Source organism: Mucilaginibacter sp. KACC 22773, assembly GCF_028736215.1.
In the GTDB taxonomy this organism is placed as follows: domain Bacteria; phylum Bacteroidota; class Bacteroidia; order Sphingobacteriales; family Sphingobacteriaceae; genus Mucilaginibacter.
The window spans coordinates 3599134-3617811 of record NZ_CP117883.1; the positions used below are offsets into that span (position 1 = coordinate 3599134).

General features: G+C 43.8%; 13 protein-coding genes. 3 read left to right on the top strand and 10 right to left on the bottom strand.

Translation table 11 applies throughout. The features are described 5' to 3' along the window. Together PQ469_RS14950 and PQ469_RS14955 are read right to left on the bottom strand one after the other, a co-directional pair. Entirely contained in the window at positions 1 to 3108 is a 3108-nt protein-coding gene (locus tag PQ469_RS14950) for an efflux RND transporter permease subunit (protein ID WP_274213687.1), read from the bottom strand. A 9-nt stretch (positions 3109 to 3117) separates the two neighbouring features. After that, positions 3118 to 4179: an efflux RND transporter periplasmic adaptor subunit gene (locus PQ469_RS14955; protein ID WP_274213688.1), complete on the bottom strand. Its 1062-nt coding sequence runs from the start codon at positions 4177 to 4179 to the stop codon at positions 3118 to 3120. Positions 4180 to 4439: 260 nt separating this feature from the next. Between PQ469_RS14955 and PQ469_RS14960 the strand changes: the two genes are divergently transcribed. Next, positions 4440 to 5030 (top strand): TetR/AcrR family transcriptional regulator, encoded by a 591-nt coding sequence (locus PQ469_RS14960; RefSeq protein WP_274213689.1) that lies wholly within the window; start codon positions 4440 to 4442, stop codon positions 5028 to 5030. Positions 5031 to 5747: 717 nt separating this feature from the next. Here the strand turns inward: PQ469_RS14960 and PQ469_RS14965 are convergent. The 7 genes from PQ469_RS14965 to PQ469_RS14995 all read right to left on the bottom strand — a co-directional run bounded on the left by PQ469_RS14965 (position 5748) and on the right by PQ469_RS14995 (position 15764). After that, positions 5748 to 6428, bottom strand: a complete 681-nt coding sequence (locus PQ469_RS14965; protein ID WP_274213690.1) for an ABC transporter ATP-binding protein — start codon at positions 6426 to 6428, stop codon at positions 5748 to 5750. Beyond that, positions 6425 to 7684, bottom strand: a complete 1260-nt coding sequence (locus PQ469_RS14970) for an ABC transporter permease (RefSeq protein ID WP_274213691.1) — start codon at positions 7682 to 7684, stop codon at positions 6425 to 6427. Before PQ469_RS14970 ends, PQ469_RS14965 begins: the two co-directional genes overlap by 4 nt. Then, the gene (locus tag PQ469_RS14975) at positions 7685 to 8770 is read right to left on the bottom strand and encodes an efflux RND transporter periplasmic adaptor subunit (protein ID WP_274213692.1); all 1086 of its coding nucleotides are present in this window, start codon (positions 8768 to 8770) and stop codon (positions 7685 to 7687) included. It abuts the gene before it with no gap. Between the two features lie 301 nt (positions 8771 to 9071). After that, on the bottom strand, positions 9072 to 9455 hold the full coding sequence (locus PQ469_RS14980; RefSeq protein ID WP_274213693.1) for a hypothetical protein: 384 nt from the start codon (positions 9453 to 9455) through the stop codon (positions 9072 to 9074). 314 nt (positions 9456 to 9769) lie between these two features. Further along, positions 9770 to 10882 carry a S1C family serine protease gene (locus PQ469_RS14985; protein WP_274213694.1) on the bottom strand — a complete coding sequence of 371 codons (1113 nt, stop codon included), beginning with the start codon at positions 10880 to 10882 and terminating at the stop codon, positions 9770 to 9772. Between the two features lie 557 nt (positions 10883 to 11439). Further along, the gene (gene mgtA / locus PQ469_RS14990; RefSeq protein ID WP_274213695.1) at positions 11440 to 13989 is read right to left on the bottom strand and encodes a magnesium-translocating P-type ATPase; all 2550 of its coding nucleotides are present in this window, start codon (positions 13987 to 13989) and stop codon (positions 11440 to 11442) included. A gap of 299 nt (positions 13990 to 14288) precedes the next feature. Further along, positions 14289 to 15764, bottom strand: a complete 1476-nt coding sequence (locus PQ469_RS14995; protein ID WP_274213696.1) for an MBL fold metallo-hydrolase RNA specificity domain-containing protein — start codon at positions 15762 to 15764, stop codon at positions 14289 to 14291. A 157-nt stretch (positions 15765 to 15921) separates the two neighbouring features. Here PQ469_RS14995 and PQ469_RS15000 point away from each other — a divergent pair, with 157 nt between their 5' ends. Both PQ469_RS15000 and PQ469_RS15005 read left to right on the top strand, forming a co-directional pair. Beyond that, complete coding sequence (locus PQ469_RS15000; RefSeq protein ID WP_274213697.1) at positions 15922 to 16353, top strand: Hsp20/alpha crystallin family protein; 432 nt, start codon at positions 15922 to 15924, stop codon at positions 16351 to 16353. Between the two features lie 94 nt (positions 16354 to 16447). Continuing rightward, entirely contained in the window at positions 16448 to 17656 is a 1209-nt protein-coding gene (locus PQ469_RS15005) for a zinc-dependent alcohol dehydrogenase family protein (RefSeq protein WP_274213698.1), read from the top strand. Between the two features lie 33 nt (positions 17657 to 17689). Here the strand turns inward: PQ469_RS15005 and PQ469_RS15010 are convergent, their stop codons facing one another. Next, on the bottom strand, positions 17690 to 18673 hold the full coding sequence (locus PQ469_RS15010; RefSeq protein ID WP_274213699.1) for an MlaD family protein: 984 nt from the start codon (positions 18671 to 18673) through the stop codon (positions 17690 to 17692). Positions 18674 to 18678: the final 5 nt, after the last annotated feature.

Consider the following 18678-nt stretch of genomic DNA (forward strand, 5'->3'; position numbering starts at 1 on the left):
TTATGCGGTTACAGGTTCCGGTGTTGTGCTTACCGGCTTATTTTGATCCTCCTTACGAAAGAACAGCCAGTACAGCGTTGGTAATACGAACAGGGTCAGTAGCATGGAAACCAGCAAACCGAAGCAGATCACGGTACCAAGCGGGCCCCAAAGCGAAGACCTGCTGACCACCATCGGTATTACACCGACGGCTGCGGCAGAGGAGGTTAAAAAAATCGGCCGCATCCGGCGTTCTGCGGATAGCATTGCGGCTTCGAATACAGATTTACCCTCGTGTTTCCGCAATTCCTCGGCAAAGTCTATCAGGATGATGCCGTTACGAACCACAATACCGCAAAGGGCAAGCAAGCCAAGAAATGAAGTAAATCCAAACGGATATCCCGCAACCAGCAGGCCGAATGAGGCGCCGAGTATACTTAACGGCATCGTGGTTATGCTTAAAAGTGCATGTTTAAGATGCTTAAAGTGCCAAAGCAGGATCAGGAAGATCAATATGATACTTACACCTAAAGCAATGCCCATGGGCCCCTGATTTTCGCCCTGTAACTCAAATTCTCCTCCGTAACGGATCTCCACGCCCTGCGGCAGCTTAATTTTTTCAATGGCAGGTTGCAGGTCTAATAAAACACTGTTAGCTACGGCATCCTGGCTTACGTCCATCCGGACGGTCAGTGTACGTACGCTATTCCTGCGTGTAATTTGGCCATCTTCCCACGCTGAGTTGACATCGGCCACCTGCCTTAGCGGTATAACCGATTTTGTTTGGGGCGAAACGATATTGAGGTCCCGCAAATCTGACAAACTGCTCCTGGCAGCTTTTGGAGATTTGATCTTGACATCCACCGGATACGTGTTTTCCCAAACCTGGGTAGCGGTAATACCTTCCGAGTGCATTGATACCGCATTGGCAATATCGCCTTTGCTCAGCCCGAGCCGCGCCGCTTCTGCGGTTTTTACATCAACCTGCAGGGTTGGCTGCATTTCATTGTAATCTGTTCTGGCCCAGGTCACCTGTTTATGGGTTTTGCCAATGGCTAAAACCTGCCCTGCAACTTGTTTCAGGGCCGAGATGTCGTTTCCGCTGATCCTGACCTCAATCGGCGCAAGCGCATTGATCATATTCAATTGTTTCATACGGACATAGGCAGACGGAAACAGGTTACTGTACTTGTGCTGATAATCCACAATAACCTCGGCGGTAGCCTCCTCAGATTCTGTTTTAATCAATATTTGTGCATAATTCTTTGCCGGAAGATTAGGGGCATATACGGAGTGAAAACGCGGCGAACTGCTGCCAATGAAGCTGGTATACGTAACGATGCGTTTGTCCTGCTTTAATATCCGCTCCATGCCTTTGACAACGCTGTCGGTTTGTGACAGGTTATACCCTGAAGGAAGATAGATTTCCATCGCGAACTGGTTACGTTCCACTTTAGGAAACAACTGCTGGGGCAACACCCCCATAATAGCAATCCCGACGACCACCGCCATGATGCCAAAAAACACGGTCAGCTTGTAGTGTTTCATGGAGTTACCGATATGGCTGTTGAAGAAATCCTGCAGCCGGTCCAGAAATGACCTTTTTTTATCATCCTTGCCATGCAATAAACCTTTTTTGATAAAGATGGTATTGAAAAACGGCACCAGCAACATGGAGATGATCAGTGATAAGGTGAGCGCGATCATGATAGTTACCGGGAAAAGCCTGATAAAATCTTTGGATACGCCGGTCATGAAAAAAGCCAGCGGAACGAAAGTGGCTGATATGGCCAGCGTAGCTGTGAATACGGAAGGGAACAATTCCTGCGCGCTGCTTTTTGCAGCTTCCCAAACCGACATGCCATGATCCAGCTTTTCCACATGGTTATCAATCACCACAATCGGGTCATCTACCACAATCCCCAGTACCACAATTAAGGCCGCGAGTGTTACCGTGTCGAGTTCTATACCAACCATATACATAATGGCCAGCGTTGCTGCTATGGTAATAGGTATGGTGGCTGCTGCAACAGCTGCAACCCGAAAGGGCAGCAAAAGCAAGGCAACGCATACCACGCCGATAAGCGCGAAAGCAAACTCCTTCATAAAGTGGCTGATCGAATCATCCACAACCTGTGGTTGATCTGCCAGTTTAACCAGCTGGATATCCGATGGCAGATGCTTGCTCACCTTGTCGATACGTTCCTCCAGTTCTTTACCAAACTGCACAATGTTTTTACCGGTGATCATCTCCAGCGATATCACGATTGATTTGGTGCCGTTTGAGGTGACATAACTGTCGGGCTCGTCGTATTCCCGTTTCAGCGTAGCCACATCGCGCAGGCGTACCGAATTGCCGCTGGCATCCTGCCTGATGATCTGTTCTGCCAGTTCTGCTTCCGTTTTATAGAACGTACTGAGGTGGATAGGCTGATCAACCACTTCACCTTCTTCCTTACCGGTGGAATTTATTGCGCCTTCATTTTGCAGTATCTGCATAATATTGTTCACAGATACGCCTTTTTGCAGCAGCTTATTGTTGTCCACATAAACTGTAATCTGCTCATTCAGGTTCCCGGTGTGCGAGATCTTGGCGACATCCTGCACTTGCCTGAGTTCGGCCTCGATATCTTCGACGTTACGGAGTAGCTCCTTATACGGCCTGGTTTTCGATTCAACAGCCATCAGCATGGCTGATGTGTTGCCAAACTCACTGTCGATATAAAAACCCTTAACCTCTTTGGGTAACTGGCTCTGCAAAATGAGCATGCCGTTTTTGATTTTATTCCAGAATGCTTTGGTCTGGATAGCATTTAAATTGTCAGCGACCTCAACAAACACATACATTACGCCATCACGTGAATAGGAGTAGGTTTTTTTCTTGTTGACCTCGTTGTTGCTGAATAAGTATTCTTCTACTTTTTTAGTCAGTTGCTCTTCTACCTGTTTTGATGAAGCCCCAGGGTATTGCCCAATGATCAACCCCTGCCTAATGGTAAAATCAGGAAATTCGTTTCGCGGCATGTTGAAAAGGGCTGTGATACCGAGTATAAAAAATATAGCAGACAGGGCAAGCGGAAATACATGGTATTCCATTGCCCATTCAATTAAATTACCTTTCTTTTTCATGATCTGCTGTTATTTATTGACGATGACAGGGGTTTGATCAGCAAGCTTCTGATACCCGGAGGTGATCACCTGCTCATTTCCGGCGAGACCTGAACGGATGGCGATGCCATTACTGTAAAGCTGGCCGGTGGTTATTGCTTTCCGCACTGCCTTATGTGCTGCGCTCATTACATAGAGAAAGCTGGCCCCTTTTTCATCCACCTGGACGGATTGCACCGGAACAATAACTTCTTTAACATCATTGGATGAGGCGACATTACCGGTGGTTTTGTTAAACACCACTTTACAAAGCATGCCGGGCCTTAACTTTAAATCATTATTGGCCAGCGATATTTTAAGGTTATAATTGGCACTGCCGCTAAGCGCTAAAACGCCAACTTCGGATACCTTGCCCTGCAAAGACTGATTCCCCAACGCATCGATTTTTACCATAGCCGGCGTTCCGGCTTTATAGTGATTGATTTCACTCTCGGGCACTGCAACCAGCACTTTCACCGAATGGGTATCCAGCAGCTGCAAAACAGGCTGCCCGGGGTTAGCAACAGCTCCTGCTTCGGCTTTTTTTTCACCAATATACCCGCTTGCCGGTGCATAAAGATGGGTGTGGGCTATATTCTGGTAAGTTGCCCGGGCAGCAGAGGTTGCCTGTTCATAATTTGATTTGGCCTCCAGCATTTTTATTTCGGCAACACTGCCTTTTTTAAATACATCGTTGATGCGGGTATAATTTTCTTCGGCAAGTTTAGCCTGCGCCAGCTGTGCGTTATATTGGTTACGGTATACTGTTTCATCTATTACACCTACCAGTTGTCCTTTTTTTACATAATCGCCGGTTAGTACCGGGAAAGACAGGATGGTTCCTGAAACCTGGAAGCTTAAATCAATTGTCTTTTCGGCTTCAAGCGTGCCATCGTAAACGATCCGGTCACTGGTTGAGAGGGAATCTGCACTTAGATTAAATACGTTTACCGCTAAGGTATCCGGGCCGTTCTTTTGCTCTTTTTTGCCTGAGCAGCCGGAAATCCAGATAGCGGCTATCATTGCTCCCGCAAGTGTAAGTTTGGTTTTCATATAATTAAATTGAACATTATTTGTATTTTTGTCGATTGTTATTTCACTGTTTATTAATCTAAAAGAGAGCTTACACAGGCTTTAAAAGTTAAAATTTAGCCCGATATGCCGCATTGACCCCCGATTAAATATTTTCGACAATTATACATTATTTGTTTTTGTGATTTTTTAATAATTGTGTCATATTATTAATCTTGCATGATCCTGCAACTTATTAATGACAAAAAAGCCACCAACAAAATTTGTATTTTTGTCGAATCATGAAAGCAGATCAAAACGACAGCATAAGGGAAGAGATCATCGCGGCGGCCGATACGGTATTTCAGCGTTACGGCTTTGTAAGGGTATCTATGCAGGATATATCAAATGAATGCAAGAAAGGCCGAAGCACGCTTTATCATTATTTTAAGAATAAAACGGAATTGCTCGCCGCCCTATGTCACAAAATGTTTTCCCAATGCCTGGAGGAAAGTAAAGCCACGATAAGCAAACGGCGTTCTTTTTCAGCTAATTTAGAATCATTTAACGAGGTAAAAATCAAACGCCTGCGCGAACTGGTTTTAAAATACAAGTTGGTTATAGAAGACATGAGGCAGGAGCCCTCTCTGCTGATCATGCAGTCCCGCATTATGTCTGAAGAAGAGATTTTAGCCGTGAAACTCATGATCAAATGGGCTATGGAAAATAAGGAAATAGCTGAACTAAACGAGGAAGACAGCCAGTTTCTGGCAGAGACCCTACAAACGGTTTTCAAGAGCTTTGATCAGGAAATCATTCTTTTCGGCAGGTTTCCGCAATTTGAAAGCAAAATAACCTGGCTGGCTCAAATAATACATAAAGGCCTAATGTAATTTGGTTACTGCCAGCAGCGCGATTTTTACCCAAAAACCTGTCGACGATTATGCAATTAAACATCCTGAAGTTAAAATTAAATCATTGGTGAATGTGAGATAACATTAAATTCTCGAGAAATTTACATCAAATCCAGAATATGGGGTGGGTTTAACATTTATTATTGCGTTCCTCCGGTTTTAGGTACTTTAATGGTTTCTAAAAAACAGTTTACTGATTTAAGGACGGAAGTTAATATATTATTGATTGCCTCCGGCTAGAGGAGCTTAAATCATAAGAAATCGAACGGACGTTTCCATGAATAAAAAAGAATTGTTTTTTCCCTTTTTCGTATATTTGAAAATAACATTTACAGCTATTTACTTATAAATAAAAAAGTGGTGAGTGATTCGGTGAGTACGAAATTGAAAACCATTCAAGACATCAAATAAGAGCACAAAATTAGGGTTAAAAACAAATCCCTAGCTCTCCGCTGAATAAAAACAGTCCCGCTAAAGCGGGATTTTTGCTTTTATAACCTACTGAGAGCTGTCAAAGTGATCGAATACGCCTGATTTAAAATTAGGTGTACAGTTAAGAGTTCCGGAGGCTGAGTCCCTCCCTCTCCGCAATAACACATTGCAAAATCCAGCCTTACTTTCCAATATTAAAAAAACATAATCTATTCAAAATATTGTAGTGCCTTTCTTATAAAACAGGTATTATCGCATTCTGTTTTATGACACAATTTCCCCATCCTCCATCTGAATGATTCTATCAGCCCGGTTAGCAAAGTCAGGGTCATGGGTTACCACCAGGATGGTTTGTTTATTTGTCATGCAAATTTCTTTAAAAATATCAAAAACGATATCTGTGTTTTTTTTATCCAGGTTTCCTGTGGGTTCATCAGCCATAACAATTAACGGATCGTTGATAAGAGCCCTTGCAATGGCCACACGTTGCTTCTGTCCGCCACTGAGTTGATTGGCCTTTTTTAGCGCCTGATCTGCTATTCCTAATGTTTTTAAATGCTGCATAGCCTTTTGTTCTATCTCTTCATAAGCATACTTACCCAGTTTCATAGCAGGCAACATCACATTTTTTAATACATTAAACTCTTCAATCAGGTAATGAAATTGAAATACAAATCCGATCTTTTGGTTACGGACATTCGCCAATTCAGTAGCATTTTTTTGGTGCAGCGGCTCATTATCCAACAACACCTCGCCCTCGTAATCGGTATCCATTGTGGAAAGAATATAAAGTAAAGTTGATTTTCCACAGCCAGATTTACCCGTAACCGATACAAAGCTTCCCTTTTCGATACTAAAGCTGACGTCATTTAAAACGCGAAAACGAACAGGGTCTGTAAAATATTTATTTACAGCAATCGCCTGCAGAACCGGTGTTTCTATCATTTTCCTCTTATTATGCCAACAGGATCAATTTTTGCCGCTTTGCGGGCCGGTAACAAGCCGGCAAAGTAAGTGGTAATAAGGGCAAAGCCTACGCCAATAACGTAATATATAAGCTCAAAATTTACAGGATACGTTTTGATGGTAGGCAAAGCCGTGGTTTTGAACGGAATATGACTGATAATAAGCGACATGCAATAACCTAATAATACACCAAAAACACCGCCCACAACACCAAGTGTCATTGATAATTGGATAAAAATTGCTTTAACATCCTTTCCCGAAAACCCGGTGGCTTTTAAAATGGCGATGGTATCCATTTTTTCATAGATCAGCATGTTCAAAATATTATATATTCCAAAACCGGCAACAATTAACAAAGCGACGCTTACGCTATAAGCGATGGTGTTCCGTACACTGGTACCTGTTTCAAACTGGGCATTTGCTGTTTGTATATCAATAGCATTTACGCCAAATAACCTGGCGTATTCTTTTGAAACGGCTGGAGCAAATGCTATATTTTTTAATTTGACTTGTATATCGGTAATGTAGCCGGCTGCTTTACCCTGCAGTTTTTGAGCGGTTTGTACCGAGGTGAAACTTTGCACATCATCTACTTCGGCTATTCCGAACTGAACTACTCCTATTATTTTCAGCATCGACATTTCACCGTCGGCAGTTGTAACCCTTACCATGTCGCCTATGTTCAAGATCAATTTGTCTGCAAGCCCTTTTCCAATGATTATACTGTTGCTGACAACGCTAAGATCACTGATATTACCTTCGATAACGTTGTCGTTTAAATTAAATAGCTTCTGCTCCAGGTCAGCATCTATCCCGTCAACAATACCCGATATCTGAATAGTCCCGCTGTTAAAAAAAACAGAAGTACTTATTTTAGGTGCAACATCAATAACACGCTCATCCGCACGGATGGCTTTAATTATGCGCATCGCGTTATAAATTTGTTTTCCGTCGTCTTTCGGCTTTACCGATTGAATAAAGTTCCTGAACGCCCCAAATTCGGCAGCCATATTAACCGGTTGTATTTTTGACGGTGCAATTGCATTGTATAGCCTGATGTGCGGAGTGCGGTTAATAACCAAACTGTCTAACATTTTATTTAATCCGGTCATAAAACTAATAAGGGCTATAAACATAGCAATGCCGAAGGTAACGCCGGCAGCAGCCACAACCGATTGTTTTAACCGTGCTTTTAACAATGCCAATGCAATAGTCAGAAGTAAACCTGTTTTCATTTATTTGGGTTTATAAATTGTTTGCAAGGTATCCAGGCCCCGTAGTATCTCGATGTTTTTTTCATCTTGCACCCCGGTAACCACTTTCTTCTTAGTATGCCCCGACAACCATACGTTATTATTCTTATCTAAATAATTCCTGGGAATTAGAATTGCGTTTTTTGCTACCCTTACAATAATATTCACCTCTGCGGTTAAATTGGGGTACAGCTTCCCGGGAGGATTTGAAAACAAAGCTTCCACCTTAAAAGTTCGTGAACGCTGGTCCATAATAGGATAAATTTTACTAACCCGTCCCTGAAATAAACGACCTTTATAACTATTCATAGTAATTTCTACCTGCTGACCTAATTTTACCCCCGTGATGTCATGCTCATCAACATTCATTTCTAAGTAAAACAAATCTGGTTTTCCCAAAACAGCCAATGGTGTCTGTGATGTGATCAGCTCACCTTTATTTTGAATTACGTCAAATATTTTTCCGTCAATTTCACTTTTAATTAAATAGTCTGTTTGGCGCTTTCGGCTGATGTTATAATTTATTTTGGATAGGTACAAATCATTTTTTAGCTGCTTTTTCAATTGCTCCAAACTTTTAACCGTTGAAGCATAATTTATTTTTGAGGTACGAAATGCCAAATCGCGCTGATCCAATTCTGCCCTGGTGCCAATATTTTGCTTCCACAAATTCTCCTGCCGATAATAAAAAGTGGAATCGAGCTGATATTTTTCTTTAGCGGCTTGTACAGCATACAAAGCCTCCTGCAACTGCCCGGAATTTTTTTGATCATTTGATGATGCGAAGTTTAAGTGCTGGAGTGCATTTTCGGCATTTAATGTAGCCTCTTTATTTTCTAATATAAACAAGACATCGCCCTGTTTAACCAGGTCGCCAGGTTGTACGTTAACTTTGGCGATAATGCCCGGTACAGTTGATACCACGGTGTACTGATCTTTTGCTTTTACGTTTGCTGAAGCATATAAAGACACGGTAATATCACTGATCGCCGCTTTAGTATGATCTTGCGGATCCGAGCATGAACTGATTAGGAAAAACAGAAGTATATAGTAAATAGTCTGCTTCATTGATGGTAAATTTGCGTCCAAAGAGCTATTAAAAATCCACTGTAAGTAACAATAAATACCCAAACGGATTACTGATATCGCTCATATTTGAATGTGACCGGCGTCAAACCGAGATACGACAGCAATCGGTGCGATACATCAAAGGATTTCGCAAACCAATAAATTGAATGAGCAGGGTTATATCACATCCGACGTATTCAATGCCATGGTCACTACGGCCACCCAATTTCCAAAAGTTTCGTAATGAGCGAATATCCATTTGCCCATCATGAAACTTCGGTAAATTTTGCCTAAATATTTTTCACATCCATTTTGCCGCCAGGCGGTTAAATTCATGACGCAGATCGTTGAACATTCTTTCCTCGTTGAGATAACGCTCATGGATCCGGGTATGTTCGGTGGCAACGCTTTCGGAAACCGTAGTACCCGTACGCAGCAACTCGGCCTCGATGTCCTGGTCATTGCCATGGATGTCATGCTTTAATTCATCCAGGTAATTTCCATGAATCAGAAACCGGTTTTGAAAATGTTCTACGTTTTCCTGTACTTCGCGCGCCGTATTGTCGGCAGCAATCTCTTGCAGTCTTTCCTGCATGATACCCAGCTCCTGTTTATAAAAGGAGATACCTCTCAAACCGTCGTTATTCAGGTTCTTGATATGTTTGATATTAACATGATTTTTCATACACAAGAATACGGCGGACTTCCCGAACCCGGAATGACCGGCAGCAGCCCGGAAAGTGATGCTGGTCATATCCTGGTTTGATCGAAAATCCAGTGGTTTGTATCCGGCGAAAATATATCAGACAAAAACCGACCAGGAATGACCGTTTTCATAATTTGTGGAATAAGTTACGCACAAAAATCAATTAAAACCGTCGCCATGAAAAAGGGAAGAATTGAGGATGAGCTTGAAAAGTACTGTCCGGATTTTGATATTCACCTTGTCAACGTTTATGGGCCATACTACGTTTCCTGTCACCTGCTGCATATGATGAGTTAATGCTTGTGAACCGTCAGTATCACCGGCCATGCTTTTTGCACGCGGCTGCGAACCTCTGTGTGCCCGCCATTTCCAGGAGAGAGCACTGCCGCCAATTGCAATTCGCCGCCATCTCTTTCTATAACAACTAACGCTTGTTCACCAGGCGTTCGCTGTGCCAGCAGTTCTCTTAGCTGGGCAGTATTATTAAGCCGCTGCTTGTCAATCCCGAGCAGGATATCATCTCTTCGCAATCCGGCACGCTCCCCAGCTCCTCCCCTTTGCACGCTGTCTATTAAAACACCGCTTATATTTTTGGTGCGCAGACGTCTGGCGTTTTCCGCATCCATATCACTACAAGCGATATCCAGGTAAGCGTGACGTACCTTGCCGTAACTAACCAGATCTCTCCAGGCTTTTTTTACAATCCCGGACGGAATGGCAAATGCATAACCCGCAAAAGCACCGGTCGGAGAAATGATAGCAGCATTGATGCCGATCAGCTTAGCACTACGGTCTACCAAAGCGCTTCCGCTCATGCCTTCATTACTGGCCGCATCCGATTGCAGGTAAGAATTCACCAAAGATGCGTCGGGTTGACTGTCCAGGCTTCTAAAACGGGCGCTCAGGATCCCTGCGGTAACCGTAGAACTCAGTTCAAGCGGATTTCCCACCGCCAGCACTGGGTCGCCAATCCGAACCAGCCCCGGGTCACCTAACTCCAGGAACGGCAAATCGTTTGCCGCAATCTTTAATAGCGCAAGGTCAGCAAGATCGTCTGTACCAATCAACGCTGCATGGTAAGCCCTGCGGTCAGGCAAAACAACGGTTATACTGTCCACTCCTGCAACCACATGCGCGTTGGTCATAATATAACCGTCAGTACTAACCAGCACGCCCGAGGCAGCATTTGCCAGTATACCGCTGCCAGACCGGGGAGTCTTGATCCCCATTTTGTTTATAAGGTCTGGATGGATACTTAATAAACTATCAGACAAGAAAGCCTGCACACGTACAACTGCAGGCAGCGCTTTGGCGGCCGCATAACTCAAATCAACAATCGGCGCGGGTGTCTGCGCATACAAACCGGCGGGAAATATCCCCATCAGAAGCAGGAAAAACTTTTTCATGAACGTGCTTTTGTCAAAACTAAATGATTGGATACTGTCAGCCAATGTCGGTCGTCAGCGTAGAAACTGATTCAGATCACCCTTGTTGGCGACGTCACAAAGAGAAGAACAGCAAGGATGTATTCTATCGGATGAGTTCTCTTAAGTATTTGACAAAACGTACGCGCTTTGCAATTCTGTTATCTGGATTGAAATATCGTTTCTGGGACCATGATCTGGGTCTTTCCGCCCCCGGCGTTATGATGGGCGATACCTGTCCTAAAACCCAATAGGTGGTACTTACCTTCGCCAGATGATAACCTTCAACTCTCCTTTTCGAAATCGATAGCGAATACTATTTTATGCAAGGAGTGCGAAACAACTCCCGGCGGAACAATCGGACAGAGAGCAGTTTTGATTAGGTGATGCGTATATTTCCATAATTTTAACTTTTGATGAGTAACAAATAAAAGATGTAGATATTCGCTCAAATAACCTATAGATTAATAAAAACTAACATGATACCAGTTAGTATAGGGGATAATAGTAATCACAATTATGTCCGCCGTTATATTATGTTAAAGCGTTTTTTTCAAAAGACGAAATGTCCCCCTATAAAACCAGTATTTAGCGAGTTCGGCGCTAAACATATAGCAGAAGATAATCAACAACATCCAGCCATAAAATGTGAAGGACAACTGAACAAAGCCAAACCAGGCAGCTATTGGCGTTAAAGGCAAGGTTAATATCACCACAAGGATAACTATTGTTGCTGTTGCCAGATACTTCCCGGGCAGGCTTTTAAAGAACGGCAGGCGTGTGCGGACAATCAGTACAATTAAAATCGCCGAAATCACGGATTCGGTGAACCAACCGGTTTGAAACGTTTTTTCATTGGCATGGATGATGAGTAATAAGACACCAAAGGTCAGGTAATCATAAACCGAGCTTAACAGGCCAAAAGTGATCATGAAACGCCGTATAAACTGCATATCCCATCGCTGCGGCGTTTGGATATTGATGTCGTCTACGCGATCAGTCGCAATCGCCATCTCGGGAAAATCTGTTAACAGGTTCGTGAGCAGTACCTGTTTTGGCAATAGCGGCAAAAAAGGCAAAAACAAAGATGCGCCTGCCATACTGAACATATTGCCAAAATTGGCGCTGGTGGCCATAAAAATGTATTTCATTGTATTGGCAAACGTTTTGCGCCCCTCCAGTACCCCTTCCAGCAACACGTTCAGGTCCCGGCTAAGCAATACAATATCAGCGGCTTCTTTAGCCACATCTACGGCCGTATTAACAGAAATACCTACATCCGCAGCATGCAGCGCCGGGGCGTCATTGATGCCATCTCCCATAAAGCCCACTACATGACCGGCTCTCTTCAAAACCATAATAATCCTTTCTTTCTGGTTGGGCTCCACTTCCGCAAATATATCTGTTAGCGGTGCATGGTGGCCAAGCGCCAAATTGCTCATTCTTTGAATAGAAGCCCCCGTGAGCACTTTAGGTTGCCCGATCCCAATCCGCAGCGCCAGGCTTTTCGCTATCAGCTCGTTATCGCCGGTAATCATTTTCAGCCTGACTCCAAGTGTATCGAGCTTTCTAATTGTTTCATAAATCCCCTCTTTGGGCGGATCAAACAGCGTAATAAAACCTAAAAAGATCATGCCCCGCTCATCGTCTTTTGTAATAATATGTGTACCGTCAACGGGTTTGTAGGCAACACCCAGCGTCCTGAAACCGGCTTCGCTTAACCGGCCATATTGCTCATTAAGTATCGTTTCCATCTCCCGGATGTCCGCCAGTTTTCCGTCGTCCGTCTCCACCTGGTCACATAAGGCCAAAATACCTTGTACAGCACCTTTCGTTACTGCCATATTACAGGTGTCATTTTCAACCTGAACCGTCAGTCTTTTTCTGATAAAATCATACGGAATTTCCGTCAGCAAGCTATAGTTGTTTACCGTTCCGGCATTTGCAGTGCAGATTGCCTCGTCAATGGGATTGTGAAAACCCTGCTGCATAACCGCATTAAGCCAGGCATACTGCAATACCTTGTCGCTATGCCTGCCATTGTAATCGAGGCTGTCTCCAAGGGTTACCTTTCCTTCTGTAATAGTCCCGGTCTTATCGGTGCATAAGATGTTCATGCTTCCGAAATTCTCGATTGAAGACAGGCGTTTGACTATTACCTGCTGTCGGGCCATTCTTCTTGCCCCGGCAGCTAAATTCACACTGATAATGGCTGGCAACAATTGCGGCGTAAGCCCTACAGCCAATGCCAATGAAAATAAAAAAGAATCGAGTACAGGCTTATGAAGCAGTACGTTGGCGGCGAATATGATAATAACAAGTAGCAGGGTTAATTCCATTAACATGTAGCCGAATTTTCTTATCCCTTTTTCAAAATCGGTTTCAGGCGTTCTGCTCATTAGTTCTGCGGATATTTTTCCGAATTCTGTTGTTACGCCTGTTTGGATGACCAATGCTTTAGCCTTACCGCTAATCACGTGAGATCCCATAAACAAGGCGTTACTTCTTTTAGCCATAGGGGCGGTGGCAGCAACAGCGCCGCAACGCTTTTCAACCGGAAAGGTTTCTCCTGTAAATGCAGCTTCATCCACAAACAGGTCCTGCGATTCTATCAGCAAACTGTCCCCTGGAATAAAATCTCCGGCGTTTAAGGTGACTATATCACCAGGGACAACTTCTTCCACAGGAATGGTTTTAAGTTGACCGTCCCGCAGCACATCACAGCTCAACTGCACTAATTTTAATAACTCCTTAACAGCGTCCGCCGCCCCTTTCTCCTGCCAAAAACCTAAAAAACCACTAATAAGAACAATGGCCAAAATAATTAAGGTATCGGTCACATCACCTAAACCCGCAGAAAGTAAAGCGGCTGCAATCAATAACAGTGTGACCGGGCTTTTAAACTGTGTCAGAAATAATAGGAAAAGGGATGTTTTTGAATTATTCCTGATTGTGTTGGGGCCATATTGCCGCATCCTGATAGCAGCTTCCCGAGCCGATAAGCCCTTGGGATTGGCAGATAACTGTTGATAAGCCATTTTCGTATCAAACTGCCAGAATTTCATTTTGGTGTCGGCTTTATTTTCCATGGATCGATTAGTATGAAGAAATGAGCAATGGCGTAGAAATATGAACGGGGAGAGAATACTCTATATAGTTGCGGATAATTTCCTTAAAATAAAAACGGTGATTACCCATAACCATCAGGTCATTATACTTACCGTTCATGATTACATCTGCGCATAGGGCTCCGCCAGGTTTGCCAGTGAATTGTTATTGAGGGCGCTAATAGTTTGCATAATGGTTGCTGTTGAATATCCTGTACTGTAAATTTTGCACTAATGCCCCGTCAATTAAAATGATCGTGGTACAAAAGAATTGTTTCACATCAGCCCTCAACCGGGCTAACAGGAGGTTGTTTTGCCATTTCAGAAAGGGGCAGCACTTTTAACTCACTACGATTTATCCGAAACAACAGTTTTGGTCTGCCTTCTTTCATGATAGTTACAGGAACGCGAAGTTCATCCTTTAGCTTAACCCGAAATGCCTCTTGCGCGCAGGGCTCACCATGTACCAGAAAAACCTCGGTTGGAGCTTGTTCAAATCCTTTTATCCAGGTTAGTAATTCGGTCTGATCGGCATGTGCCGATAAACCGCCAATCCCCAAAATCCGCGCTTTTACCGGGTAATATTGTCCATGTATCTTAATTTCCGGCACCTGGTTAAGCAGGGCTCTTCCCCTTGTACCTTCAGCCTGGTATCCGATCATCAGGACGGTGTTCCTTGCATCCACGAGGTAGTGTTTAAGGTACTCCAAAACCCTGCCACCGGTGAGCATCCCACTTGCAGCAAGCACAATCTTACTCCCTTTTTGGCGGATGGTTTTTTCCGTGAGTCTGTAATCCTGGTTAATGGTCACCCCGCTAAACATGCGGACGGCTTCGCCCGGGGGAAGCGTTAGCCAATCCGCATATTTCAACAAAGACCGACCGGCTGAAGCTGCCATAGGGCTGTCAAGAAAAACCGGGATACTTTGAGGTATTATTTGGGCATTTTTTAGCCGCCATAAAATATGCATCACATCCTGTGCGCGCCCCACAGCAAAACAGGGGATCAGCAGGTTACCACGCTGAAAAATTGTATCCTTGATAGCCAAAGCAAATGCTTCCGCCGGATCATCTGCACCGTGCAGGCGATCTCCGTAAGTGGATTCCATTATCACAAAATCAGCCTTAACCGGATGAACGGGCGGGGGGAGTAATTCTGAATGATAACGCCCAAGGTCACCGGAAAACACAATAGTTTTCCCATAACAATTGATTTCAAGAGAGCAAGCACCCAAAATATGACCCGCCGGGAAAAATCTAAAGCATATATGGTCATTCAGGCCGAAAGTTTGTCCAGGTTCCAGTGTTACAAAATGCTGCAAGGCTGTTTCTACGTCTTTTGTGTTGTACAATGGCTCGGCCGGCCGATGTTTACTATATCCACGTCTATTGGCTTTATCGGCATCCTCTTCCTGTAATTTTGCGCTGTCCCTCAGTATCAGCTCGGTCAGGTCACGGGTGGGTGGGCTCATATAAATTTTACCCCGATAGCCGTTTTTAACAAAGAGGGGAATATAACCACAATGGTCAAGATGTGCATGGGTAAGGATCATCACATCGACAGCAGAAAGTTCGGCCGGCGGCATTTCCCAGTTTCGCTCCCGAAGGGACTTCATACCCTGAAATAAGCCACAATCTACCAGAATGTTCAAATCTGGTGTTTGCAACAGGTGTTTTGATCCTGTAACGGTTTCTGCGGCCCCAAAAGACTGTAAAGAAACAACCTCATTATTTAGAGCATCATTTTCGTTGTTCATGATTAACTGGTTTTAATAGTTGATATGTATTATCAGGTAAAATTAGCGCACCGATGAAAGCAAATTATTGACGAGCATCACGTTGCGAACTGATATGGGTCATCGTTATTTGCATAGATAAGGGGAAATTTGGACGGTAAACATTAAATAAATTATTATGTCAACTTTAGTAAAAACTAACGGCTTTCCCTCATTAAGGTCAATGATGGAAGATTTTTGGAACACCGACAGGTTCTTCGACAAATCCCTTTTTTCTGGCGAGCAATTACCAGCAGTTAACATCCGGGAAACAAAAGATAATTTTGAACTGGAAGTAGCAGCACCCGGCTTTAAAAAGGACGATTTTAAGATCTCAACCGAAAATGGCTTGATAACCATCAGCGCGGAAACCAGTAATGAGCAAAAAGAAGAAAAAGGAAACTACACCCGTAAGGAGTTTTCAAAAACGGCTTTCACCCGTATGTTCAGTCTGCCTGAAAACGTAACGGAAGAAAAGATTAAAGCATCGTACAAAGATGGCTTATTGGTCATTGATCTTAAAAAATCAGGCAAGGACCTGACGGCTAAAAAAGAGGTAAAAATTGACTGATCCGCAATTTTCGGATGTTTAGCAAAACAAGTTTCAATCTTAATAACATCATGGTTCCTAACCTCACAAACAATATCTTGACATTAAATACAGGTTGGCCGACCAGGAGTTTCATAAAATTGAAATAGATTTTCTGCTGGGTTTGCCGGATGATCATTTCATCCGGCTACCGGCATCGCCGTACCCGACCACTATTCCATTACTGGTTTATATCCACCCGGTTGCTGAGCGGCAATTTAAAACATCCCTACGGCAAATGTTGTTTGTTAAGATAAACTCTAATTGCGTTAAAATGGAAACTCCCGGGTTCATGCAGGCCATGGTATTCGAAAAAGCAGGCCAGCCACTTACGCTTCAACGGGTGCCGGTACCCAAACCGGCTGATGGCCAGGTTCTGCTGAAGATCCTGGCCTGTGGTATCTGCAGAACAGACCTGCATATCATCGACGGCGAACTTGCCCAGCCTAAACTTCCGCTGATACCTGGCCATGAAATTATTGCAGAGGTAGCCGGATTTGGAAATGGGCTGAATGCTTTGCCATTGAAAACCATCGTCGGGGTCCCTTGGTTAGGTTATACCTGCGGGCATTGCAGGTACTGCAAACAAGGTAAGGAAAACCTTTGCGATCATGCCTTATTTACCGGTTATACTATTGATGGTGGTTTTGCCGAATATGCCATAGCCGATGCACGCTACTGTTTTCCACTCGCCAACAAAAATTACAATGCCCCTTCATCTGCACCCCTACTCTGTGCCGGGCTAATAGGCTATCGCTCGTACCGGATGATTGACCCGTCCGCAATCAATATTGGCATTTACGGTTTCGGCGCCGCGGCGCATATTATCATCCAGATTGCCCGGGCGCAGGGAAAAAGAATTTTTGCTTTTACCCGCACCGGCGATGAAGCTGCGCAGCAATTTGCCAGGCAATTAGGAGCCGCGTGGGCCGGTAACAGCACTGAAGCGTCCCCGGAATTACTTGACGCGGCTATGATATTTGCGCCCGCTGGGGAGTTGATTCCTATGGCTTTAGGACAGGTTGCAAAGGCCGGGCAGGTCATTTGCGGCGGCATTCACATGAGCGAGATTCCAGCTTTTTCGTATGACCTCATCTGGGGTGAAAGAACGATAAAGTCAGTAGCTAACCTGACGCGACAGGATGGTCTGGACTTTTTCGAGGCATTGAAAGCAATCCCTGTACATACACAAACAACCTTATTTCGCCTTTCGCAAGCCAATGAAGCCATTGAACAATTAAGAAAGGGCCAAATTAACGGAGCGGCTGTTTTGACAATGGATTAATTGGGCTTTTTCTATCGAAAAAAATTTCCGCTTTCAAAACTGGTCTTTCTTCTTGTTTTTTTCGAGGTTTTTGAAATAGCCCCTCAGCAAAAAGTTGTGTTTCAAGGCTTCCATATTCTGATTAAATCCGGCAGTACCATCCTGAATATTTTTCATCGTTTGTTTTAGTTGTCCGGCCAGCACAGAATCACGGAGCAAGACGGACAGGGAACCATCTTTCGACGATAGATCCTGTTTAACTCCTTCAATCAATGTATTCAACCGGATGGTAGCCTGGTTTGCATTGTCACTAACCAACCCGATCTTTTGCATTGTGTTATTTAAGTTTCCCGCAAACGCTGTATCGGTCAGTAACAGTCCGGCAGCGCCCCTTCCCTTCTTGATTCCTTTTACTATAATATCAAGGTTTGTAGCCATGTCCCTTGCATACGCTGTGGCCTGATGAACATTGCTTAAAGAAGACCGAAGTTCTGAGCCCAAATCTTTGTCATTCAGCACTTCAAAAATTTTGCTTTCGTTAATGCGCCCCACCGTGCTTTTTAATTCTTCTGAAATAAGAGCGATATTATTATTGGTCTTATCCAGGGTTTGTAGCATAGCATCAGTATTTACGGCTTTCCGGGTTTGCAGGTAATCGCCTTTGTTTATCGCTAAGTCCCCGCCCGTTCCGGGTTGAATATTAATAACTTTATTCCCCATTAGGCCTTCCGTTCCAATGCTGGCAATGGCATTTTTATGTATAAATGCGCCTACTTTGGGGTCTATCAACAAGATAACTTCAATCAAGGTATCGTTAAGCAACTGCATGTCTTTAACAGTTCCGGCCTGAATTCCGGCATACAACACATTGTTCCCGGCTATTAATCCGTTCAAATTGGAAAAACGTGCTTTTATTTCAATACCACCACCAAACAGGTTGTGGTTTTTCCCAATCATATAAAAGGAAAATATCAGCGCCAGTAATCCGGCCAATGTAAATACACCTAATTTGGTATTGTTTTCTCCCTCGTTTACCATAATGT